16 protein-coding genes and 1 tRNA gene are annotated in these 23,986 nt (G+C 34.1%); 9 read left to right on the plus strand and 8 right to left on the minus strand.

Annotation, left to right across the window (positions count from 1 at the left end; all coding sequences use genetic code 11):
* Window positions 1-174: 174 nt before the first annotated feature.
* From OPR30_RS05180 to plsY, 5 genes are read left to right on the plus strand one after another with little or no spacing between them, the layout of a single operon-like run.
* Window positions 175-858, plus strand: coding sequence for a phosphatidylserine decarboxylase (locus OPR30_RS05180; protein ID WP_265030560.1), 684 nt, complete (start codon window positions 175-177; stop codon window positions 856-858).
* Window positions 855-1,625 (plus strand): CDP-alcohol phosphatidyltransferase family protein, encoded by a 771-nt coding sequence (locus OPR30_RS05185; protein WP_265030561.1) that lies wholly within the window; start codon window positions 855-857, stop codon window positions 1,623-1,625. Before OPR30_RS05180 ends, OPR30_RS05185 begins: the two co-directional genes overlap by 4 nt.
* 22 nt (window positions 1,626-1,647) lie before the next feature.
* Entirely contained in the window at window positions 1,648-2,985 is a 1,338-nt protein-coding gene (locus OPR30_RS05190) for an alanine/glycine:cation symporter family protein (RefSeq protein ID WP_264374589.1), read from the plus strand.
* A gap of 2 nt (window positions 2,986-2,987) precedes the next feature.
* On the plus strand, window positions 2,988-4,454 hold the full coding sequence (locus tag OPR30_RS05195; RefSeq protein ID WP_265030562.1) for an alanine/glycine:cation symporter family protein: 1,467 nt from the start codon (window positions 2,988-2,990) through the stop codon (window positions 4,452-4,454).
* Window positions 4,455-4,463: 9 nt separating this feature from the next.
* Window positions 4,464-5,048 carry a glycerol-3-phosphate 1-O-acyltransferase PlsY gene (plsY, locus tag OPR30_RS05200; RefSeq protein ID WP_406829197.1) on the plus strand — a complete coding sequence of 195 codons (585 nt, stop codon included), beginning with the start codon at window positions 4,464-4,466 and terminating at the stop codon, window positions 5,046-5,048.
* On the opposite strand, the gene OPR30_RS05205 is transcribed toward plsY, so the two are convergent.
* From OPR30_RS05205 to OPR30_RS05215, 3 genes are all read right to left on the minus strand, one after another.
* On the minus strand, window positions 5,043-6,923 hold the full coding sequence (locus OPR30_RS05205; RefSeq protein ID WP_265030563.1) for a hypothetical protein: 1,881 nt from the start codon (window positions 6,921-6,923) through the stop codon (window positions 5,043-5,045). The genes plsY and OPR30_RS05205 overlap by 6 nt on opposite strands.
* Window positions 6,924-6,978: 55 nt before the next feature.
* A complete protein-coding gene (locus OPR30_RS05210) occupies window positions 6,979-7,875 on the minus strand; it encodes a cation diffusion facilitator family transporter (protein WP_265030564.1) in 897 nt (298 codons plus the stop codon).
* 27 nt (window positions 7,876-7,902) lie between these two features.
* Window positions 7,903-7,975: transfer RNA gene (locus OPR30_RS05215), tRNA-Val, on the minus strand.
* 485 nt (window positions 7,976-8,460) lie between these two features.
* On the opposite strand from OPR30_RS05215, the gene OPR30_RS05220 reads away from it, so the two are divergent.
* The 3 genes from OPR30_RS05220 to OPR30_RS05230 all read left to right on the plus strand — a co-directional run bounded on the left by OPR30_RS05220 (window position 8,461) and on the right by OPR30_RS05230 (window position 16,297).
* A complete protein-coding gene (locus tag OPR30_RS05220) occupies window positions 8,461-11,949 on the plus strand; it encodes a peptidase M2 (protein WP_265030565.1) in 3,489 nt (1,162 codons plus the stop codon).
* A 299-nt stretch (window positions 11,950-12,248) separates the two neighbouring features.
* The gene (locus OPR30_RS05225) at window positions 12,249-13,469 is read left to right on the plus strand and encodes a hypothetical protein (RefSeq protein WP_265030566.1); all 1,221 of its coding nucleotides are present in this window, start codon (window positions 12,249-12,251) and stop codon (window positions 13,467-13,469) included.
* 299 nt (window positions 13,470-13,768) lie between these two features.
* A complete protein-coding gene (locus OPR30_RS05230) occupies window positions 13,769-16,297 on the plus strand; it encodes a hypothetical protein (RefSeq protein WP_265030567.1) in 2,529 nt (842 codons plus the stop codon).
* A gap of 90 nt (window positions 16,298-16,387) precedes the next feature.
* Here the strand turns inward: OPR30_RS05230 and rlmB are convergent, their stop codons facing one another.
* Window positions 16,388-17,155 (minus strand): 23S rRNA (guanosine(2251)-2'-O)-methyltransferase RlmB, encoded by a 768-nt coding sequence (gene rlmB, locus OPR30_RS05235; protein WP_265030568.1) that lies wholly within the window; start codon window positions 17,153-17,155, stop codon window positions 16,388-16,390.
* A 92-nt stretch (window positions 17,156-17,247) separates the two neighbouring features.
* On the opposite strand from rlmB, the gene OPR30_RS05240 reads away from it, so the two are divergent.
* Entirely contained in the window at window positions 17,248-17,739 is a 492-nt protein-coding gene (locus OPR30_RS05240; protein ID WP_029237658.1) for a Smr/MutS family protein, read from the plus strand.
* An 11-nt stretch (window positions 17,740-17,750) separates the two neighbouring features.
* Here the strand turns inward: OPR30_RS05240 and uvrC are convergent, their stop codons facing one another.
* The 4 genes from uvrC to OPR30_RS05260 are packed head-to-tail and all read right to left on the minus strand — an operon-like array spanning window position 17,751 to window position 23,306.
* Window positions 17,751-19,568, minus strand: coding sequence for an excinuclease ABC subunit UvrC (gene uvrC, locus OPR30_RS05245; protein ID WP_265030569.1), 1,818 nt, complete (start codon window positions 19,566-19,568; stop codon window positions 17,751-17,753).
* Window positions 19,552-21,660: a glycine--tRNA ligase subunit beta gene (gene glyS, locus OPR30_RS05250; RefSeq protein ID WP_265030570.1), complete on the minus strand. Its 2,109-nt coding sequence runs from the start codon at window positions 21,658-21,660 to the stop codon at window positions 19,552-19,554. Before glyS ends, uvrC begins: the two co-directional genes overlap by 17 nt.
* 3 nt (window positions 21,661-21,663) lie before the next feature.
* Window positions 21,664-22,503, minus strand: a complete 840-nt coding sequence (locus OPR30_RS05255) for a glycine--tRNA ligase subunit alpha (protein ID WP_265030571.1) — start codon at window positions 22,501-22,503, stop codon at window positions 21,664-21,666.
* Window positions 22,504-22,547: 44 nt separating this feature from the next.
* Complete coding sequence (locus tag OPR30_RS05260; RefSeq protein ID WP_264376723.1) at window positions 22,548-23,306, minus strand: phosphatidylglycerophosphatase; 759 nt, start codon at window positions 23,304-23,306, stop codon at window positions 22,548-22,550.
* Window positions 23,307-23,986: the final 680 nt, after the last annotated feature.

Raw genomic sequence — 23,986 nt, forward strand, 5'->3', positions numbered from 1 at the left:
GTTAATTTTTTATTAAAATAATATTAACAACAGCTAAAAATCTTTAATTTTTATTAAAGATTTAATATCCATCAATGCTTATATAAGCATTCCAAAAGTGAAGAAGTGAAAAAAAGCTTTTCATGAGAAATTATAAATGATAAATTGTTAATAATGAATTATCGAGAATAAATTATGTGCTTTGGTTTACCTAACATAAACAGAGAAGGTTATTTATTTATAGTTGTTTCCTTTATCGTAACATGTATAGCATTCTCTATATCTTGGGGAGCTGGAATTACTTGCTTATTTCCAACGTTATTATGTACTTATTTCTTTCGTGATCCAGCAAGAGCTGTACCAAGCAATAAGGATTTTATATTAAGCCCCGCTGATGGTGTGATTTCAAAGATAGAAGAAGTTAGTTACTCTTTATCAGAAGAGAATGAAGAAGAAAAGAAATTTACACTTGTCAGCATATTTCTAAGCGTTTTGAATGTCCATGTGAATCGTATACCAATATCTGGTACGATAAAGGAAATGAGCTACAAGAAAGGCAAGTTTGTTTCTGCAATGAGTAATAGGTCCAGTAATGAAAATGAAAAGCAGATTATTGTGATTGAGTATGAAAAGGAAAAAGAAATCATTGTGGAACAAATAGCTGGATTTATCGCACGCCGCATTGTTTGTAATTTAAGAGCGTCTCAGAATGTAAAAGCAGGTGAAAGGTTTGGAATTATAAGATTTGGCAGTAGAGTGAATATTTATATCCCTGCTGGAATAGAGGTAAGAGTCTCAGAAGGCCAAACTGTTATTGGTGGTGAGACAGTTATAGCAGATTTAAATAAACAAGAGAAGCTTACCTTTGACATTGTATGAATAACGATGAAAGTAACGGTAAATCCTTACCTATTACCAAGTTATTTCCAAATTTTATAACTTTACTGGGTTTATGTGCTGGCCTTACTTCACTTAAATTCACATTTAATGAACAATGGGAATTTTCAGCAATTTTTATTATCATTGCAGCAATAATAGATGGAATGGATGGCAGAATAGCAAGAATTCTAAAATCAACTAGCGATTTTGGAGCACAGCTTGATTCTTTTGCAGATTTTCTAAATTTTGGTTCAGCACCTGCTTTTCTTTTATATTTTTGGAAATTAAAGGAAATTAAAGTTGTAGGATGGATTTTAGTAATGATATATGTAATCTGCATATCAATAAGACTTGCAAGATTCAATGTTTTACTACATTCAGAACAATTATACTGGAAAAAATTTTTCTTTTCCGGCGTTCCAGCTCCTGTATGCGCTTTACTTGCTCTGTTACCAATAATTATTACCTTTCAATCTCATGAGAGTGAATACTTACTTCTTATAGAGCAATTTTTTAACGTAAAGAATACAGCTTGTTACTTTTTGGCCATTTCATTTTTTTCGATAAGTCATATTCCAACTTTCTCTGCAAAGTACATTTATGTTCCTAGAAGCCTATCCTATATATTTGTGTCGTTTTTTGGAATATTGATCATACTGTTTATAAGCAAGCCCTGGATAACACTACCAATTTTAGGTGCATTGTATATACTTACTATTCCAATAAGCACTGGACTTTATATATACTACACATATAAAACTCATTAGCTATATAAAAGTAGTGAGCAGCATGATTGTAAAAGCAACTGATCTATTAAACTCTCTTCTGTATATAAAGATATTCAACATTCCATTTATAATTCTTTGGGTAATTGCAACTGGAGTTTTTTGTACGGTTCGGTTCAAATTCATTAACTTTAGATTATTCAAGTATGGAATACAGACGCTATTCAACCTAAAATGTAATGGTAATAACAATGGTATAATCACTCATATTCAAGCGTTTACAACAGTCATTTCAGGAACAGTTGGCCTTGGAACAATATCAGGAGTTGCAATAGCTATTACAATAGGGGGCCCAAGTGCAATTTTTTGGATGATAATTACTGGAATACTCGGTATGTCGATAAAGTTTGCTGAAGTAGTACTTGCATTTACCTATCGTTCTGAAAGCACAACAGGTGGAGCTTTTTATTACATGGAGCGTGGATTTGCAAAGATTGGATTTATGAAGACTGGCAAATTCCTTGCATTTATCTACGCAGTTATGCTGCTTGTTGCAATGATTCTAGGCGGCATACCATTTCAGGCAAATCAAATTGCAGCGTTGTCAAGTAACTTATTTGAATACAACACATCTGTTATTATCTCGCTATTTGTATTAATTGTAATACTGGGAGGAATAAAGCGAATTGCTTTAGTTGCAACAGGTTTAGGGCCGATCATGATAATGTTATATATAGGCATGTGTATATATTTAATCTGTGTAAACGGAAATAATCTACTGAATGCTCTATCTATAATATTTCAAGATATCTTTAACAAATCAGCTATAGGAGGTGGAGTATTGAGTGGATTAATAGCAGGGGTAAGAAGGTCAGTGTTTGCTAATGAAGCAGGTACTGGAACAGCAGCTATAGCACATTCGATTGTAAAAGAGAAAGACCCAGTTAAAGTTGGAAGTGTTGCAATGATTGCACCATTTGTAGACACAATATTAGTCTCATTTTTGACTGGTATTGTGATAATTATCACCGATATGCATAGCACTAATACCGTAGGTGATATTACGTTAGTTAGCTCAGCATTTTCAACAGCCTTGCCTTTATTGAGCAAGCTAGCTCTTCCGCTGATAATGTTTTCCTTTGCATTTTCCACAATAATAGCTTACTATTACTATTGTGAAGTTGCCCTGTTGTACTTATTTGGTAACAAAAAAGTACTGATATTGTTCCAAATTCTTATAGTGGGTTCAGTGTATATCAGTTGTATGTCAAAAAATATAGAATTTATATCTTATTTAGGCGATAGCCTGTTTATGTGCCTTATGATTCCAAATGCTGTTGCAATATATCTACTGAGAAGGGAAGTCTTAAATACAATAGATTCTTATTACAAAAGGTATTAAACATGATTTATAGATTGCTTTGCATGATGTTATTTTGCCTATCGTTTAACGATGTATACGCTGCTTCAATTTTTTACAAAAGTTATGACATTGCATTAAATGGAATAAGCAACTTCATGAATGAAGTATTGTTTTTCAAGATCTTTCACGTACCATTTATAATTCTTCTATTGGCTTTTGGTTATATATTTCTAACACTACGTTTTAAGTTCCTCAACATAAGGATGTTTAAGCATGCGTTCGCTATTTTATGTGGAAAATATGATACAGATCATCACGATGGTCACATTACGCATTTTCAGGCATTTGTTACTGCACTTTCAAGCACTGTAGGTCTTGGAACTGTTGCTGGTGTTGCAATTGCAATTTCAATGGGAGGGCCAGGAGCGGTACCTTGGATGATGATAACAGGCTTTTTTGGTATGTCTGCAAAGTTTGCTGAAGTAACTTTAGCATTTAGGCACAGAACAGAAGGTCAGGAGCAGTTATTCAGTGGTCCCTTCCAATATATAAGAAATGGGCTAGAAGAGTTTGGATTTAAAAAATTTGGTATCGTACTGGCTGCAATATATGCAGCGGTTTTTGTATTATCAGGCCTTGGTGGAAGTGTAGCATTTCAAACTAACCAAATGGTTTCAATATTATCTGGCTATTCAAATTGGATAGATGGTCATCCTTGGTTTCTCTCTTCCATAATTTCTACGCTACTTGCTCTGGTGATTATCGGTGGAATTAGGAGAATAGCTAGAGTATCTTCTGCACTAGTGCCTATCATGTCACTAATATATATTTTGAGTTGTGCCACAATCATTGCATTCAATATTCACAATTTTGGCAATACATTAAAAATATTGTTTTCCAGTATGATAGACTTCAATGCCGTTGGTGGAGGAGTGGTAGGAGCATTTGTTGCTGGAATTCAAAGGGCAATTTTTGCCAGTGAAGCAGGTGTTGGTTCTGCATCAATTACTCATGCAGCAACTAAGGATGAAGAACCAGTAAGAACTGGACTAGTTGCGATGATAGAACCATGCTTTGATACAATGTTAATTTGTTGCTTAACAGGAATAACAATAGTAATAACAGGTGCATACCAGACCAGCACTGGCGAGGGAATACTGATCACCCAAAAAGCATTTGAGACAGTTTCTTCTTGGTTTCCTATCCTTTTAACCATAGCTGCACCTTTGTTTGCATTTTCTTCAGTAATTTCATTTGTCTATTGCTGTGAAATGGGATGGTTATATTTATTTGGTCCAAAGAGTATAGTGATATACCGAATATCGGTAATAATTGTGGCATTTCTCTCTGGTCTTTCCAAAGATATAATGGCTATTGCTAATATTGGTGGGGCTTTATTCTCTTGCTTAGCACTCATCAATATGACAGCACTTATACTGTTTAGCAATCAGATTAACAATGAAGTCCAATGTTATCTAAAAAGGCTAAGGAATAATAAAATTAGCTAGATTTTTGCTATGATAGAGATATTTGTAGTTTTTGTATTATCTTACATATTAGGTTCAATACCGTTTAGCTTAATTATTGCAAAAATAAATGGTATAAATTTAAGAGAAGTAGGTTCAGGAAACATTGGTGCTACAAATGTTGCAAGGACAGGAAATAAATTTCTTGCTGCTCTTGCGTTATTTCTGGATACCTCTAAAGGGTTTATCGCAGTTTATACAGCACAACAATTTTGTGATAATAACGATTTATATATATATGTATCTGCAATTTTAGCAGTTCTAGGGCATATGTTTCCTATTTGGCTAAGGTTCAATGGAGGAAAGGGGGTTGCAACAACTTTGGGAGTTTTAGTAGCACTTAACATTTCTATAGCATTAGCATTAGCATTTGTATTTGTCTGGCTAATAGTATTTTTTATCTTTCGGTACTCCTCTCTTGCTTCCTTGGCTGCTACTGCAGCAGCTGTTATAGCATCTTTCTTTTTTCAAAAGGAGTTATTCCTTATACTACTCACTGTAGCGATATTAATTTTCTTGAAGCATTATAAAAATATTGCAAATCTTCTGCAAGGCAGAGAGCATAAGTTTTTATAAGCGATGAGATGTTAAATCACTGACACTTAAACTACGAGATAAACTGCTTGATGGTATTATTTTATCTTCTTTATTTAAGATTGTAATTTTTACTCTTGTTATACTCTCTACTTCTTGAGGTATTAAAAATTCATCTTCAATGAATCTTTGCTTCACTTCTTGTATTTGTTCATAAAGTGTGGTTACATTGCGCTTATTTTGATTATAAATATCTTCAATCTCTATCTCTAGCCTGTGTGAAGCTTCTTTTTTTAACATGTTATTTATCACTGCTTCTGTTATTGCTAGCTTTTCTTGCAGAATTTTCTTTATTTCTTCTTTATCGTCTCTGCTATTTTTACTCAGTTCCGTGTATACCCTATAACACCTTTTCTCTAGTGGTAACGTTCTTAAACTATCTAACATTCTGGCCACTTGACCCTTAATAGCCTTCTTAGCTTTCAATTTTAATTCTTTTACTTCTTCTTTTATTATTTTGCTAGCTATTCTCTTAGCTTCAGTTAAAGATGAGTCCTTGAGAAAAAAGTCTGTTCTAAGTAAATTTTGGTTTAAAAGCTCCAAAAAGACTTTTCCTTTGATGTTTTCGAGTTGATCGTCTAAACCATCCCCCTGTAGTTCATTTGTTATGTGCTGAGACAGCGCAAAGTGCTCTAATTTATTTAACTTTACAGAGCTGATATTTTTCATTAATGTCAGCGCAATTTGTTCACTATACTGAGAAGTAAAATTCAGTAATCTTCTCATTAAAGGAACGCTTACTTCTGCAATAAAATCATCAACTATTTTTTGACTTTTATCATCTTCATAATTATTTTGGGCGTTATGCCAAGCCCTAAGAATTTCTTTACTGTTCTTCTTATTTTTTAGCCTGTCTAACATAAACTTACGTGCTTCATTTTCTGCTTCTGTAAGGAGCATTTGTCTAGGTGGTGTAAATTTAATCTCTGGATCGGAATGAATACCCTCTAATGTACTTAACATTCTGTAGATAACACCAGTAAAACACGTGTTAGGAATTCGTTCTTTTCTAGAGAAAGTTTGGCTATCTAGTAAATTTGCAATCAACGCGTCTTTTTTATTTTTTACAGCTTCTCTATCTCCATCATTGCAGGCTCTAAGAACTAACAGAAGAATTTGTCCACCAGTGAAACCAGAGCTATGTTTCTCATTACCTTTGCAAAAATCTTGTAAAAACATTACTAATTTTCCCTTATTCTCATTACTAAATGGTTGGCCATCAAGCATATGTAAGTAATTTATATATTCAATAAATTCTTCAAATTCCCTACTATTAATAGCGTCTTCTGTTACTGCATTATACTTGCGTATTAACTTACCAATATTATTACTAATATCGTCATTCAATTGATGGGGCAGTAAATGCTCATAAGTATCATCAAACTTATTTGTCATACTGCGAGTATTTTCTTTTATGCCTTCTAAAAAGAAACTTATAGCAGCTTTGAGTAACGTAAATGGATTAAAATCCTTTGGCCTTAATTCACTTTGTAATAGAATTAAAACCATTGCAAGTGGTATTGTTGCAAGTAACGAAACGAGCAGAAAAGTAGTTGTAAAGGTTAGATATGTTACAGAAGCAAAAAATAAAAGGAAAGATGCTATTTTAATTTTATTTTTCTCAAAAAATATTTCCCCATATTCCTTTTTACTTATTTTTTCCTGCTTTGCAGCTTTTATGTCTTTATAAACGTAAAAAGTTTTTATTTCAGATCTAAAAAACAATGTGGCAAAAGATAAAAAGACATTGGCAGGATTAACTAAAATGCTTAAAGAAACAAAAGCTGCGAAGTAACTTGCTGTCTTTAATCTGTAAGAATCCTTTCCAGGAAATTGTATTTGGGAAATACCTATCATAGCCTACTCTCTATAATATTATGATATTGTAGTAATAACAAATAGCCTATAGATGTCAATGCTTAAGTATTTTACTGTCTACGCACTCATCGTATTCAATTTCAACTGTAGAGTGCGCAATTTCGAACCTATTTAATAGTATTTTTTTTATCTCATACAAAATATTAGTGTGTTGTCCATTTTGCTTTATCTTGGCATGCATAGTAAGTATAAAATAATTATCAGATAGTGACCATGCATGTATATGATGCACATCTATCACTTCAGGTAACTTAGATACAATCTCACTTTTTATCTCCTCAGCAGATAAACTCTCAGGTGTACCTTCAAGGAGTATATGGCAAGAATTCTTGAGAATTTTATAGCCACTGTTTAAGATTATTACACTGACAAATACTGACAAAATAGGGTCCACTATTTGCCATCCGGTAAACATGATAATTATGGATGCAAGTATAGCAGCTACAGAACCTAAAATATCTCCGATAACATGCAATACAGCACTTTTTATATTTATGTTACTTTCGCATTTACTATGTAATATAAAAAAAACTATGATATTAGAAATCAGGCCAAGTGTGGAAATTATTAACATTATTTTCCATTCAACATGAACTGGAAAAATAAATCTTTTTATTGATTCAATTATAATGACTACTGCAATGAAAAATAGAGTTAAACCATTAACAAATGCTGCAATTATCTGCAATCTGTGATACCCATATGACCTCTGTAAATCAGATTTCTTAGCTGAAAATTTGTGTGCTATCCAGCTTAAAATCAAGGCAAAAAGATCAGTGAGCATGTGCCCTGCATCTGATAACAGAGCAAGCGAATGTGAAATTATTCCACCTGCTATCTCCATAAGCATTGTTATAGCAACTATTATTATGGAATAAATTAAGCGCTTGGACTCTGCTATTGAGTGTTTGCCATTGTGCACTGCTGTCATACAAAATCTTTTTATGAGCAAAAATCGTGGGTAACACTGGGCTCGAACCAGCGACCCCTTGCACGTCAAGCAAGTGCTCTACCAACTGAGCTAATTACCCATCGTAGCTTTAGTATAGTGCTTCAATGAAATGAAAGTCAATTTGCTTTTAGACTTCTTGCTGGATGAAATTCCTTGACAAACCTTCTTACCTTCCTTACTATATTAGCAAGGGTATTTATGCTTGTTTTTATCTTCGCGGATTTAACAACAAAATTCAGTAAAAAACTCAGGTATTTATTGGCAAATTACATAAAAATTATAGCGACTGCATGTCTTTTAAATTTTTTCTACATTCAGCCAAATCGCGCTTGTTAGCACATTATTACAACGCCAATTTACATTATAAAACTCGCTACTAAAGGATTTTTTTACCTTTTTTTCTACTCAGTAAATTTCTTAATTATAATTCCGCTACTTATTAACAGCTATGGAATTTTAGCTATATTCTCGATTTTTCATATTGAGTTAACTATCTATACTTTTTTATTAAGATATAAATTATATCAATATGAGAATTTACACTTTCTTAGCGGAAGTAGCTTTATGCTTGATATTGTAAAGACTAATAAATTAGGGGTTAAAGTAATGACAATCAATCGACAAGTAAATAAAAATATATCTAAAGATGAATATTTTAACAACAAGCATATCATAGAAGTTAAAGATTTAAATATCAAAGTAGAGGTTCATTCTCATGATTTAAGAACAAGTAAAGTTGCTCACATTGAAAGTGAGATAAGAGAAACAGCTACTAATTTTAAAGATGCATTTAAGCTGGAGCCTGGTAGCTCAGAACAAACATTCAAAATTTATGTGTTTGATGATAAGGCTGATTACACTCACCTTGGTGGAAGCGAACGTTTTGGTTCTTACCTTGGAGATGAAGGTGGTAAATGTTACTACAAAGGAGAAGCTGATATTTTTGCTGAGATGTATGTCTATCAGCAAGGTGGCGTTCATAACCTTCAGCATGAATTTGCACATGGTTTAACTTACTTGGCTACAGGAGGAAAATCTCTACCTACAGTATTAATGGAGGGAATTGCAGATTACTTTGAACATCATTCAGATCACAAGTTCAATGCTCAAGGGTCAAGCATTGATAAAACTGAAGCCGCAAATTTGGATCTAGGTGAAATTTTAAATTTACAATACTCAGCCAATGGTGAAGAAAACAGTTTAGTGTATAAAACTGGTCATGCGTTGATAATGTACTTACAGGAAAAAGATCCTAGTTTATTAAGAGACTACCTAGATGCTTTACGTCAAGGTAACTCAGATGAATCAAAAAGTTTCTTGAAAGACATAAAAGGACATGATGCTGACTTCAAAAGTTGGCTTGCTGAGAATGATACAGAAACTGCAATGGAACATCTCAACGCTTTGCAAGTTACAAAAGGAGATTTTATAGCAACTGGTCAAGAAATAGTGGGTGGAGAAATTAAAGATGTATCGTATTATAAAGCAAATATAGAAAAAATAGATGGAGAAAACGTTGGAAGTTTCTCTGCTGTAGAGCATGTGTCATTTTACGATTATGCTCGTGCTGTTAATAGGGCAACAAATGATACCCTCGATATATCAAAGGAATATCATTTCTTAAAGGCAGTAAAAACTACTGATGGACAGGTTAAGCTGACTTACTCTGATCAACAAGGTAATGAATATCAAAACAGTCAAGAGTATAAAATGCAAGCTTTGAGGATATTATCAAAATATGGTGAAGATCTTAGAAAATCTTACTATGATGGGAAAGAAGACTTAGATAAGCAGAAGGATATAAAATATAATGATGTGTTGAAAAGCCTTCGTGAACAGGAAGAAACACAGCGTCATGATGCATACGAGCAATACAAAAGAGAAGAGATCTCTTATGAGAAATTTGTAGAAAAATGCAATTCAGCCAGCACTAATTATCATAATGAAGATAAGAGATTATATAATGCTACACAGGACAAATATACACAACTGAAAGATGATTTGCTTGATAAAACCATAAACGCTGGCTTGAAACAAGTAAAAGAAACTCAGAACATTGACGTAGAAAAGATGTTAGAAGAGATGGTTAATATCGATCCAAACCTAATCAGAGGTGCTCATATTAATCTACAAGAAGGTAAAGTTTTCTCTATCAAAGCTCTTGGTCACGGAGATATGGGTGCACTATCTATATATGATGGGAATACAAAGCTTGGAGAGTTGTCGAGCGAATCGGGCTTTTTTAAGCAAGTTGAAGGTCAAACTAAAGAAACTTTTGTTTTTGAGGACATATTGCACAACTTGAATACTCAATATGACGGTGGTGCTTATATGGCTATTACAAAAGAAAATGGTCATTATAAAGCTTCTCTGATAGATGGCAGAACAGTTGAACGTGATGAATACTTTGATGAAGCACATTTACATGAAAATGAATTGTTGCATCCTAGCACTGGACACATTCAAAAAGATTTAGATTCTCTGCTTCTTAGAGGGACCAAAATTCTAAATCATCAGGATTCAAAGCATGCTCAATATTCTGATGAGCAAAAGGCAAAAGGAGTAATCGTGGAAAAAGGAACATTACTGGATAATAAGGGAACAGATAGGACAGACGACGATGTATACGAAGCGATTGTAAAGCAAGAAGGCGAAAATCTACATGCATTCAAAAATATGGGCTTCTATATCACTGAAGAGATGAAAAATGAAAGAGGTGAAGTTATAAATGAAAGTAACTTGTTCATTCATGATCATGGAAAAAACGTAAGGTTTCAATTGCCAGGCAATGTTACTCACCTAAAATTGGTGGAAAAAGATGGACAATATAAATTAGCACCATCTGATTCTGAAGGAAGAGAATACAGTAGCATACCAGACGAATACAAATATATTGACCCAGTATTTGCACATGAATATGAAAAGAGAGATTATTCTCATAAACATATAAATGTGGGCCTTATAAACTTAGAAAAATATGCCCCTGGTAAACTTTTTACCATTAAACATGATCCAAATGATTATCAGATACAAAGAAACTCGAGTGGTGAAATAGTGAGAATCAACAATCAAAGATATTTCACTAAAGTAAAACTATTTGATGGTGATACTGATGAAGAAATTGGAATGTTATCTAATAATTTCCATGACTTCAAAGGAAAAATATTCTTTTCTGCTGATTATAACTACAGCTATAATGATTTCCTCGCATCTGTTTCTCCTCAAGTTGAAATTGAGAATATGGGAAATGGAAGCAAAAAAATAACTTTCGATCAAGGCAGTGGCGATATCGGTGACACTAATAGAGGCTACACTGACTATCAAAGGATATACACAAGGGAAACCGAAAGTCCAAAAGGGCAAGTAAGTGAAACTAAGACAGAACATAGTACTACTAATGTTGTTGCTGAAGAGAGAAACGACAATAGTGAAATACAGTCTGATCAACCACAAATTCCAACAAGGGCAAAAAGGTCAGCTTCAGTGGAGGAGAAAGAGCAGGTAGTGTTGAAAGACACAATCTTGAAAATAGAAAAGAGCTATGATAGAGATGTAGAAGGAAAGCATAAGGCAAATGTAATCATAGATTATAATGATGTGAAAGCCTTGTATAATAGAGCAGAAGGAGCAGATAAGCAATCTGTGTTAGATTTTTGGAACAAACTGCATACATCGGATTATAAGATTGGTGCTTTGCCGGAAGACAAGTATTACTTTAAAGATGGCAAATTTCTAATTCACGATAGTGACACGAAAAAGCTTATAGTGTTACCTGAAGATAAGGTATCCATCAAAATAATGAAGGATGGTGATAGTTATAGTTTGGCTATATCAAATGGTAATGGCAAAGTAATAAGCAGCATTAGTAAAATAGATAATCCAAATTACGAATTGCTATCAGATTCAAGTCACTTCAGCTTAGAAACACAAGATAACTTTGAGTTATTAGATCAACATCATGAATATAATCTCTATCTAGAGAATGGTTTTGTGAAAATGTTCGACTGCGCAAGCGATCACGTTTATCACGATCATAACTCAGCCTATATCTAATATACAAGGAGTGCCCTGCCCTCTTTTTGTTATTCCAATGCCCAGACACTGGCATCCAGTTAAATTTGCTAGTATAAAAGTAATCAACGTTTCTTATGATGGAAAAATGGATTCCAGTGTCAAGCACTGGAATAACACCAAAGGGGCTACTAGGATGACATCGTCTGCTACATACTTAGATCACAAGAGAAGAATTCTGAAGCGAAAAGCTTCAAGGAAATCTTATGCAAAATCTAGTATTTACGGAATTTATATTATTTTCATGCACATTATGGTTTTTATAATTAACGGAAAGTGATATGGCTAGTTTAACTTTTAAAGACAGTGCTGGAGCAAATGTAGTATCCCCTACCATTAAAAGCATAATTTATGAATATGCTGCACAGAATAAGTATACCTTTGGTGTAGGTAATACTAGTGTTTTCAACACTTTTAGGTATGAACCTAATGGTGCTGCTGAAATAGATTACAGTGCTACAGCAACAAACTTCATGACTGGAGGTGCAATTGCTACATTATTAGGTATTGGAACTAACGTAGGTGCAATAAAAACTAAGACTGATTCTATTCCAGCTGACTTAAGCGCTGACTTAGTTACCATAAAAACTCAAGTCGGAACAGATCTGATATCAGGAATAAAGGCTAAGACTGATAAGATTACAGATACCTTAGGAGCTGATGTCATTGCTATAAAGGCTAAAACTGATACTATTCCAGCTGACTTAACAGCTAAAGTAACTGCTATAGAAACTGCTACAAATGCTGCTAATTTAGGAGACAAGGTTACTGCAATACAAACTAAGACTGATAAGATCACAGATACCTTAGGAGCTGATGTCATTGCTATAAAGGCTAAAACTGATACTATTCCAGCTGACTTAACAGCTAAAGTAACTGCTATAGAAACTGCTACAAATGCTGCTAATTTAGGAGACAAGGTTACTGCAATACAAACTAAGACTGAGCAGGTAGTGTTGAAAGACACAATCTTGAAAATAGAAAAGAGCTATGATAGAGATGTAGAAGGAAAGCATAAGGCAAATGTAATCATAGATTATAATGATGTGCAAGCCTTGTATAATAGAGCAGAAAGAGCAGATAAGCAATCTGTGTTAGATTTTTGGAACAAACTGCATACATCGGATTATAAGATTGGTGCTTTGCCGGAAGACAAGTATTACTTTAAAGATGGCAAATTTCTAATTCACGATAGTGACACGAAAAAGCTTATAGTGTTACCTGAAGATAAGGTATCCATCAAAATAATGAAGGATGGTGATAGTTATAGTTTGGCTATATCAAATGGTAATGGCAAAGTAATAAGCAGCATTAGTAAAATAGATAATCCAAATTACGAATTGCTATCAGATTCAAGTCACTTCAGCTTAGAAACACAAGATAACTTTGAGTTATTAGATCAACATCATGAATATAATCTCTATCTAGAGAATGGTTTTGTGAAAATGTTCGACTGCGCAAGCGATCACGTTTATCACGATCATAACTCAGCCTATATCTAATATACAAGGAGTGCCCTGCCCTCTTTTTGTTATTCCAATGCCCAGACACTGGCATCCAGTTAAATTTGCTAGTATAAAAGTAATCAACGTTTCTTATGATGGAAAAATGGATTCCAGTGTCAAGCACTGGAATAACACCAAAGGGGCTACTAGGATGACATCGTCTGCTACATACTTAGATCACAAGAGAAGAATTCTGAAGCGAAAAGCTTCAAGGAAATCTTATGCAAAATCTAGTATTTACGGAATTTATATTATTTTCATGCACATTATGGTTTTTATAATTAACGGAAAGTGATATGGCTAGTTTAACTTTTAAAGACAGTGCTGGAGCAAATGTAGTATCCCCTACCATTAAAAGCATAATTTATGAATATGCTGCACAGAATAAGTATACCTTTGGTGTAGGTAATACTAGTGTTTTCAACACTTTTAGGTATGAACCTAATGGTGCTGCTGAAATAGATTACAGTGCTACAGCAACAAACTTCATGACTGGAGGTGCAATTGCTACATTATTAGGTATTGGAACTAACGTAGGTGCAATAAAAACTAAGACTGATTCTATTCCAGCTGACTTAAGCGCTGACTTAGTTACCATAAAAACTCAAGTCGGAACAGATCTGATATCAGGAATAAAGGCTAAGACTGATAAGATTACAGATACCTTAGGAGCTGATGTCATTGCTATAAAGGCTAAAACTGATACTATTCCAGCTGACTTAACAGCTAAAGTAACTGCTATAGAAACTGCTACAAATGCTGCTAATTTAGGAGACAAGGTTACTGCAATACAAACTAAGACTGATAAGATCACAGATACCTTAGGAGCTGATGTCATTGCTATAAAGGCTAAAACTGATACTATTCCAGCTGACTTAACAGCTAAAGTAACTGCTATAGAAACTGCTACAAATGCTGCTAATTTAGGAGACAAGGTTACTGCAATACAAACTAAGACTGATAAGATTACAGATACCTTAGGAGCTGATGTCATTGCTATAAAGGCTAAAACTGATAAGATGCCTGACGATCTAGGAACTGAGTTAGGTAAGTTAGCAAAATCTGCTGAACTAGCTCCTTTAGTTAAAACTGCTGAATTAGATCCTTTGGCTAAAACCGCTGAACTAGCTCCTCTAGCTAAAACTGCTGAACTAGCTCCTTTAGCTAAAACTGCTGATGTTACTGCAATAAGGGCTAAGACTGATAAGATGCCTGACGATTTACAAGAAGAATTAGATGCATTGCCTGGATTTGAATATATAGATACACTAGTGGTTCCACTGGCTAAAACTGCTGATGTTGCTGCTATAAAGGCTAAGACTGATAAGATGCCCGACGATTTAGGAACTGAGTTAGGTAAGTTAGCAAAATCTGCTGAACTAGCTCCTTTAGTTAAAACTGCTGAATTAGATCCTTTGGCTAAAACCGCTGAACTAGCTCCTTTAGCTAAAACTGCTGATGTTACTGCAATAAGGGCTAAGACTGATAAGATCACAGATACCTTAGGAGCTGATGTCACTGCTATAAAGGCTAAAACTGATACTATTCCAGCTGACTTAACAGCTAAAGTAACTTCTATAGAAACTGCTACAAATGCTGCTAATTTAGGAGACAAGGTTACTGCAATACAAACTAAGACTGATAAGATCACAGATACCTTAGGAGCTGATGTCATTGCTATAAAGGCTAAAACTGATACTATTCCAGCTGACTTAACAGCTAAAGTAACTGCTATAGAAACTGCTACAAATGCTGCTAATTTAGGAGACAAGGTTACTGCAATACAAACTAAGACTGATAAGATTACAGATACCTTAGGAGCTGATGTCATTGCTATAAAGGCTAAAACTGATAAGATGCTTGACGATCTAAGAACTGAGTTAGGTAAGTTAGCAAAATCTGCTGAACTAGCTCCTTTAGTTAAAACTGCTGAATTAGATCCTTTGGCTAAAACCGCTGAACTAGCTCCTCTAGCTAAAACTGCTGAACTAGCTCCTTTAGCTAAAACTGCTGATGTTACTGCAATAAGGGCTAAGACTGATAAGATGCCTGACGATTTACAAGAAGAATTAGATGCATTGCCTGGATTTGAATATATAGATACACTAGTGGTTCCACTGGCTAAAACTGCTGATGTTGCTGCTATAAAGGCTAAGACTGATAAGATGCCCGACGATTTAGGAACTGAGTTAGGTAAGTTAGCAAAATCTGCTGAACTAGCTCCTTTAGTTAAAACTGCTGAATTAGATCCTTTGGCTAAAACCGCTGAACTAGCTCCTTTAGCTAAAACTGCTGATGTTACTGCAATAAGGGCTAAGACTGATAAGATCACAGATACCTTAGGAGCTGATGTCACTGCTATAAAGGCTAAAACTGATACTATTCCAGCTGACTTAACAGCTAAAGTAACTTCTATAGAAACTGCTACAAATGCTGCTAATTTAGGAGACAAGGTTACTGCAATACAAACTAAGACTGATAAGATCACAGATACCTTTACTGCTGATGTTGCTGCTATAAAAGATGCTACAAGTGCTGCTAATTTAGGAAATAAGGTTACTGCAATACAAACTAAGACTGATAAGATGCCTGCTGACTTAAACGCTGAGTTAATTAAGTTAACTACAATAGGAAATGCTATAAATGGTAATGGTCACGTCACTGAAGCTGCTAAAGCTGTACTAGAGAGCAGTTTCAAGCAAGCTATCACGGATGCTGGGCAAGAAGGTAGTGAATGGCTTAGAAATGAGATAAAAGAGATAGTGTCACAGCCATCCTTCGAGATTCCAACAGATTCAAGTTCACCTCTTTCTTGGGATTGGTAATGTAAGTGCTAGTAAATGACATCGCAAGATGTCATTCACTGTTGTCATTCCAGTATCACATACTGGAATGACATCCTTGTTTTATTGCAACTAATTTGCAGTGATTTTTGTTTTAATGTAAATGGAATATAGTCCTATTGCTGCTGCGTTTGAAACATTTAGACTGTTAATTACGTTTGACATTGGGATTTTTAAAAGATAATCACAATTTTCTTTAACTAGTCTCCGCATTCCTTTCTCTTCAGAACCAAAAACAATTACTCTTTTTTGCCCAAAATTCTTTATTTCATCTATATTTTCCTTTGCATTGCAATCAAACCCATAACACCAGTAGCCTATCTTTTTTAAAGACTCCATCGTCTTTACTATGTTTGTAACGTATATTAGAGGAACAATGTCTAATGCGCCACTTGCTGTTTTTGCGATAGATGCATTTTCGCTTGGTGAATGGTGATACGGTAAAACCAATGCATCAATGTTGAAACAAGCTGAGGTTCTTAAAATCGAACCTATATTGTGTGTATCAGTAATTTGATCTAAAATGACTATAGTAGAGTTTTCACCTGAACCTTCAGCTATTTCTTCAATATTTAAGCTGTGAAAAATAGGAGTAACTTTTAAAGCAATTCCTTGGTGATTTACACCTTTGGGTAAAACATCATTGAACATTTTGTTCTCTACCAGTCGAGCTTTAATGCCCTTACTATCTGCACATTGTTTAATTTCTTTCTCAAATTCTCTGTAGAAATTTTCTGTTACTAACAGTTCTATACACCGCCTATTTTTGTTTCTTAATGCTGAAATACAAGTGTGCTTTCCATATATCCAACAGTTTTCATTAGCTTTTGATGATTTCATTGTATTATTGAAAGCCTGGTTCTTATAGAATAAGCAATATTTTACTGTGTTTATATATTGTTGTAAAATTATGCAGTTCAATTAATGAATTTATGTCAGACGATGAGTTAGATTGGCAAAAAAATGTTAAGCCAATAGAATGTGGAAAAGTTACTTTGAAAGTTGATCACAAAGTAAATATAAAATCTATGATTGATAAAGGTATCTCTGGCTTACAAGAAAATTTTCTTAATACTGATAATGGTGATTCATCATTTTGTCTTGACTACAATACAAAATTAAAGATCGATAGGGGCAAATATTTTATAAGCGATAAACTCGATTTGCATGGCTATAGTATAGATGATGCTTATTGTAAATTGATAGATTTTATTATCAAAAATTATCAAGCAAGGAATAGGTGCTTATTGGTAATTACGGGGCATGGTAATAGTACAGATAAAATAGACACTATAAAGAATAGCTTAAATAAGTGGTTGAATGATACAAAAGTTCGAAATATGATCTTATACTATCAGCAAGCCATAAAAAAACATGGTGGCAAAGGAGCTTTTTATGTCTTATTAAGAAGAAATAAAGGTTAATTTTAGAGTACCTATTTAGGAGTACCTTTCTTAGAATTCACGTGTTGAAGAATGATTTCTGCTAAACCTTTACTAATTCCAGGTACGTTTTGAATTTCAGCTAGAGAAGCTTTGCTTATGTTTTCTACCGAACCAAAATGAGACATGAGTGCCTTCTTTCTTTTACTGCCAACACCAGATATTTTGCTTAATTGTGAAGCAAAAAACTGTTTATCGCGTTTTTTTCTGTGCGAAGTTATTGCAAAACGGTGAGCTTCATTACGCAGCAATTGTAAATAAAGCATGACCTTGCTGTCACTTGCTAGAGTAAATTCTTCTCTGCTCGGCACATAAAATCTTTCATTTCCTGCGTTACGATCATGACCTTTTGCCATACAAGCAAAAGGAACGTTTATATTCAATATCTCCAACACATTCTGCACTATGGAAACATGTCCTGGCCCACCATCTATCAGTAAAAAATCAGGAATGATGTCTTTTATATTGCCAGAGAAACGTCTAGTCAGCACTTCTCTCATCATTTTATAGTCATCACCTGAAATTTCTTCTTTTATAGTAAATTTTTTGTATTCACTTTTTAAAAAACCTTCCTGCCCTGCAACAACCATCACACCAATCTGTTGATTTCCAGATATATGGCTATTGTCATAAACTTCGATACGCTTTGGAATATTTGGTAACAAAAAGATTTTGCTAAGCTCTTCGAGCTTTTCTAGGTTATTTCTATAATCAGTAAGCTTCTGCTCTAGGCTATGCTTAGAATTATTGTAAATAAAATTCAACAAATCACGCTCTTTACTATTTTTCGCATACAAAACTTTTATTGATTTTTGAGTAAGAGCATAAAGTGCTTGTTCTATAATTTCCTTATCCTTAATAAAATCGGGAACGTAAATTTGCGCTGGTAGTGTGCTAACTGGATTATACAAATTGACCAAAAAGGTGGATAAAATTTCATCATTTGGATGATCACTACAATTCTCAATGAAGTAAGGAATGCTTCCATAGTTACCTTTATCTCTGAAAGATAGTACACCAATGCATGCTAAGTCTGCCTCACGTACAATGCTGAAGAAATCTGCATCTTCTTCAAAAGAAAAATCCATTGGCTGCATTTGAATTTGCTGAAGAAATTTCAATCGATCTCTATAGACAGCAGCAAGCTCGTAGTTCATCTCCCTACTGCACTTTTCCATTGTAGAAAATAGCTGTCTTTGCACTTCTTTATTCCTTCCTAGCAGAGTATCTTGTGCTTGTTTTACTGATTTGCAGTAATCATCTTTTGTAATTTTATCTACGCATGGTGCTGAACAGCGCTTAACTTGATACTCAAGACATGGTCTTTTTGTTGAAGAGAAATATTGATCTGAACATACTCTTAAGAGAAAAGCTTTTTGCAATGATAATATAGTGTTCTTAACAGCAGCGGCAGATGGAAAAGGGCCGTAGTAATGAAACTCATTCTTCTTAAACTTACCTCTATATTTCGCTATTCTTGGATAATCATGCTTAGAAATTGTTATATAAGGATAAGATTTTCCATCCCTAAGTAAAATATTATAAGATGGTTTTAACGATTTTATTAACTGTGCTTCAAGAAGCAATGCTTCGATTTCATTCTCAGTGATGAATATTTCAACCTTAATAACCTGTGAGATCATTACTCTGATTCGTTCAGAAAGGTTTTCGAATTGAAGGTAGTCGGATAATCTCGACTTCAAGTTTTTTGCTTTACCAATGTATAAAACCTTACTCTTATCTCCAATCATCTTATAAACGCCACAGGATTGTGGAGATGATTTGATTTGTTCCTTATATTGCCTGAGCATTTATCAATTGTTTAACCTGTATAAGGTTAAACTCTGCTACTAAATGAAAGGTAGAAACAACATTTGCAAGCAAAGATAACCTGTTTATTCTAAGCTCATTAGAATCACAGTTAATCTTTACACTGTCCATAAATTGATTGATAAATGGAGCAAAACGAGCAAGTTCATCAAGCGCTGTATTAAAGTCGTTATTTTCTATCGCTTGTTTGATGTTTTTACAAGCAGCTATAGCACAATTTGATAGCGCAATCTCCTCATCTTCAATCAAAAACTTCTTACTGTAAGATGCATTATAAGTAGTGCCATCACTTTTTCTCACTTTGCTCATCATGTTACTGGCTCTTTTATAAGTGCTTAGAACCTGTTCACCTTCTTTTGTACTAAGATAACGATCCAATATCACAGTTTGCTTTTCCGCTTTCAGCAGATCATTAATATCGACTTTATATAGTATTGAATCTACAACATCTTGCCTTATATTTCTATTTTTTAAAATAACCTTGAACCTTTCTAAGCAGAATTTAAATACTAGTTCTGAAATTTGTTTTTCACTTGGCTTATCAACTGGAGTTATATTTTTATTCAATAGAAGCCTTGAACATAAAGATACTGACTTATCTATCAGCAATCTAATTGGAATATGCAAATTATTTTCAAGTATTGTTCTAATTATACCAATTGTCATTCTCCGCAAACCAAACTGATCATACGAACCAGAGATTTTCTCACCTGCTGCAATTAAGCCAACCAAACTATCCATTTTGTCTGCAATAGCTACAGCAATCGCAGTAGGAGATTTAGGGCATTCTTGGTCCGATCCAATTGGCTTATAGTGCTCAGTTATAGCTTCCACTACTTCTTTATCCTCTTGAAAATAAGAAGCGTAGTATCCACTCATTACTCCTTGCAATCCCGGAAATTCTTTCACTATCAACGTTGCAAGATCTGCCTTTGCTAAATATGCAGCACGTTCAACTTTAATTAATGAAGCATGTGGAATAAATATCGCTATATACTTTGAAAGAGCGATAATACGCTTCACTTTTTCTTCTACGCTACCGAGCGAAGCATGAAATGAAATAGAGCTCAATTTTTTGACATAGTAATCTAGGTTTTCCTTCTTGTCTTGAGATATCAAAAACTGGGCATCAGCAAGACGTGCTTCTAATATTCTTTCATGACCTTTGACAACTTCATTGTTGTTAACATTTACAACAGTAACAAAATGTGATATTTTCTGTCCATTACTTAAAGCAAGATACTTTTGCTGCGTATTAATTATACTAAGTATTACTTCCTTCGGTAACTCTGATGATTTTACTTTACCAAATAATACTATTGGCCACTCTATAAGCCCTGCCAATTCATTAAGTAAATAATCATTTTTTTCAAGTTGTAAGTTCTCCTCTTTTGTAAACTTATTAATCTGATCTAGTATAAATTGCTTTCTTTTGTCCAACTGGAGAATGACATTATTTTTTTCTAACAATTCAAAATAGTCTTTGGGTGTTTTAACAGTAAGTGCTGCATCACCTGAGAGAAACCTATGACCATACGTCACGTTGCATGCTGTAACCCCTGCAAAAGATATAGGTATTATTTCGTCATTTAAAATACATAGAATATTTTTAATTGGCCTAACCCATCTCTCTTTTCTTTCACTCCATCTCATACTCTTTGGCCAAGAAAAGTTTTTTAGCATTTCCTCCAGTTGATTTTTGAGAAACCCGTTGATGTTAAATAAGCAGCTTTCTCTCTTAATGAAGTAAAAATCTTCATCATTTACTTTGCGAATGAGTAAATCTTCTTCACCTTTCCGATTTTTTCTCAAAAAACCTTCGATAGCACTTTTCGGTGCATTAACTCTTGGTCCTTTAATCTCATTGTTAGAATCTTTTAGCTCCAAAGCACTTATACCATCAATAAAAAGAGCAATGCGACGTGCAGTCACATAAACTTCTATAGATGCAAATTTCACATTATTTTTACTAAAAGCATTAGTGATATAGCTCTTAACCTGAGCTGCAGATGAATTCTGCATTCTTGATGGAATTTCTTCTGAAAGACATTCAAACAATAATTGTGACAACATATTCTACTTTGCTCTATATAATTCACAGCATTTTTTTGTTAACTCTCTCACTCTACTAATATAGGCTGTACGTTCATTCACACCAAGCACACCTCTTGCATCAAGTAGATTAAGTAGATGGCTCGTTTTAATACATTGGTCATAAGCTGCTATCGGCAATTCTTTTTCAACAAGGAATTTACACAGTTTTTCTGTATCCTCAAACTGCTGTTGTACTACTTTAGTATCATAATAATCAAGTGCCAGGTAAGAAAACTCTCGCTCTCTTTGTTTAAAAATATCTCCATAAGTTGCACCGCTACCGTTCCACATTATGTCGTAAACATTATCTACACCCTGTATGCACATTGCTAAACGCTCTAACCCATATGCTACTTCACCAGGAATTATTCTGCAGTCAATACCTCCCACTTGCTGTATATAAGTAAGTTGTGTTACTTCCATTCCGTTGCATGTAACCTCCCAACCAAGACCGGATGCACCAACACTTGGATTTTCCCAATCATCTTCAATAAACTTAATATCATATTCTTTTGTCGATACACCAAGAGCTTTTAAGCTATTTAAGTAAATATCTTGCAAATTGCTGCCAGATGGTTTTATTATAACTTGGTATTGATGATGCTGATATAAACGATTAGGGTTGTCGCCATAGCGTCCGTCTGCAGGTCTGATTACTGGTTGTAGATACGCAATTTTTGTTGATTTTTCGTCAATCGCTGACATGATTGTTGCGGGATGTAGTGTTCCAGCTCCAACTTCAGACGTATATGGATGAAGTATAGTACACCCTTCATCTGCCCAAAAATCTTGTAATCCCTTTATTATATCCTGTAGATTCACGCAAACTGTATATCTTTTAAACTGAATACATAAGCAAATAAGTACTATTCTATACTTATTTTTTTAATAGTGCCATGAAAATAGTCACTCAAGGCTATTGAACTTTCTTTTACATACTCAAATATGCTTTTATTTAAAACAATCGCATCATGCATAGTCAGATCGCAGAATATAAATGCAGTCAAGTACAATAAAATCACTGCATAAAACACATGAAAAATCCCTTCAAATGTGATTGATATTGCATTGTTATAACTAAGCTGTATCGTACTTATCGGCCATGGTTTTATTACTTCTACAATATTAAAAAATAAATAAGGTATTATAAAGAAAAAGAACAAATGCATAAGATCATTAAACCAAAATGGACATTGAAGTATTGCTTTACATATACTTAGATAGAATTTACTTACAATATAATAAATTGACATTATTGCCGGCATCGAAAGCGCAACAGTCAGCACCTGTCCTGATGCTATTTGTATTACTATATTCTCATCACTGCTAGCTGAAGGATCTTGAGTGTGAAAAATAGATATGCCAACTAATTGCAGCACTAACATAACTATTGCTAGCTTGGTAAAAATAGCAGCTACAACTATGCCTGAATTCGGCATTTTATATAGTATAAAATCACCTCCGTATGTAAGCATTAATATAATGTCGGTAATAAATAATATTAGAAAAGCAGACCAATAATGCTGCCAACCCGGTAAATACCCTACTCCTAAAAAAGAGCTTACTATTTTGGCAGGAAAAACCTTGCCTAGCACCTTACCCAAAAATTGAAAAAAAATCCCCATGTCCTAACTAACACTTGACTTATATTTTTCACAATACTGAATTGTAATGGACTTATCAATACACTTCTTGCATAGAAAAAAGGCAAATAGTTAAAAACGATCTAAATTTACCAATAACCGTTATCCCTTCTTTCTTCATATTAGTGCCTCTATCCCAGTGCTCCTTTTCCTGTCATTCAAGTAGCCCTTTGCGTCATTAGATCTCTTGCATAACTGGAATTCAAAAGTTGATGTCATTCCAGCGCATGACGCTGGAATCCAGCTTTTTCGTAATCATCGGAAACAATGTATTCTAACATAAAGCAGCTACTTTTGTGCTTACCAACTTAATAAAACTCCTGGATTCCAGACTGGAATGACACCGTCATAAAGGAACTAGTGTCAGCTACTTTAATGACACTTATACCCTGTCATCCAAGTAGCCCTTTCCTTGTCATTCCAGTGCTTGACACTGGAATCTAGTCTTTATTATGATTCAATTTGCGGTTAGTTTTTCTGGATCACAGTGTCACGCACTGTGATATGATGTCAGTATGTATAGCTAATTCAAAATATTAAAAAATTTACTAAGTAAAAAAAAGGCAAAAGAACCCCCTTATAGCGAGTTTTATAATTTAAATTGGCGTTGTAATAATGTGCTAACAAGCGCAATTTGGCTGAACGTAGAAAAAATAAAAAAG

This window comes from Wolbachia endosymbiont (group B) of Athalia cordata (genome assembly GCF_947251845.1).
Taxonomy (GTDB): Bacteria; Pseudomonadota; Alphaproteobacteria; order Rickettsiales; family Anaplasmataceae; genus Wolbachia.

What these genes read in the sequence shown, in the direction of transcription:
- OPR30_RS05180 (WP_265030560.1), top strand. Translation starts at nt 175, where the DNA reads ATGTGCTTTGGTTTACCTAACATAAACAGAGAAGGTTATTTATTTATA.
- OPR30_RS05185 (WP_265030561.1), top strand. Translation starts at nt 855, where the DNA reads ATGAATAACGATGAAAGTAACGGTAAATCCTTACCTATTACCAAGTTA.
- OPR30_RS05190 (WP_264374589.1), top strand. Translation starts at nt 1,648, where the DNA reads ATGATTGTAAAAGCAACTGATCTATTAAACTCTCTTCTGTATATAAAG.
- OPR30_RS05195 (WP_265030562.1), top strand. Translation starts at nt 2,988, where the DNA reads ATGATTTATAGATTGCTTTGCATGATGTTATTTTGCCTATCGTTTAAC.
- plsY (WP_406829197.1), top strand. Translation starts at nt 4,464, where the DNA reads ATGATAGAGATATTTGTAGTTTTTGTATTATCTTACATATTAGGTTCA.
- OPR30_RS05205 (WP_265030563.1), bottom strand. Translation starts at nt 6,923, where the DNA reads ATGATAGGTATTTCCCAAATACAATTTCCTGGAAAGGATTCTTACAGA.
- OPR30_RS05210 (WP_265030564.1), bottom strand. Translation starts at nt 7,875, where the DNA reads ATGACAGCAGTGCACAATGGCAAACACTCAATAGCAGAGTCCAAGCGC.
- OPR30_RS05220 (WP_265030565.1), top strand. Translation starts at nt 8,461, where the DNA reads ATGCTTGATATTGTAAAGACTAATAAATTAGGGGTTAAAGTAATGACA.
- OPR30_RS05225 (WP_265030566.1), top strand. Translation starts at nt 12,249, where the DNA reads ATGGCTAGTTTAACTTTTAAAGACAGTGCTGGAGCAAATGTAGTATCC.
- OPR30_RS05230 (WP_265030567.1), top strand. Translation starts at nt 13,769, where the DNA reads ATGGCTAGTTTAACTTTTAAAGACAGTGCTGGAGCAAATGTAGTATCC.
- rlmB (WP_265030568.1), bottom strand. Translation starts at nt 17,155, where the DNA reads ATGAAATCATCAAAAGCTAATGAAAACTGTTGGATATATGGAAAGCAC.
- OPR30_RS05240 (WP_029237658.1), top strand. Translation starts at nt 17,248, where the DNA reads ATGTCAGACGATGAGTTAGATTGGCAAAAAAATGTTAAGCCAATAGAA.
- uvrC (WP_265030569.1), bottom strand. Translation starts at nt 19,568, where the DNA reads ATGCTCAGGCAATATAAGGAACAAATCAAATCATCTCCACAATCCTGT.
- glyS (WP_265030570.1), bottom strand. Translation starts at nt 21,660, where the DNA reads ATGTTGTCACAATTATTGTTTGAATGTCTTTCAGAAGAAATTCCATCA.
- OPR30_RS05260 (WP_264376723.1), bottom strand. Translation starts at nt 23,306, where the DNA reads ATGGGGATTTTTTTTCAATTTTTGGGTAAGGTGCTAGGCAAGGTTTTT.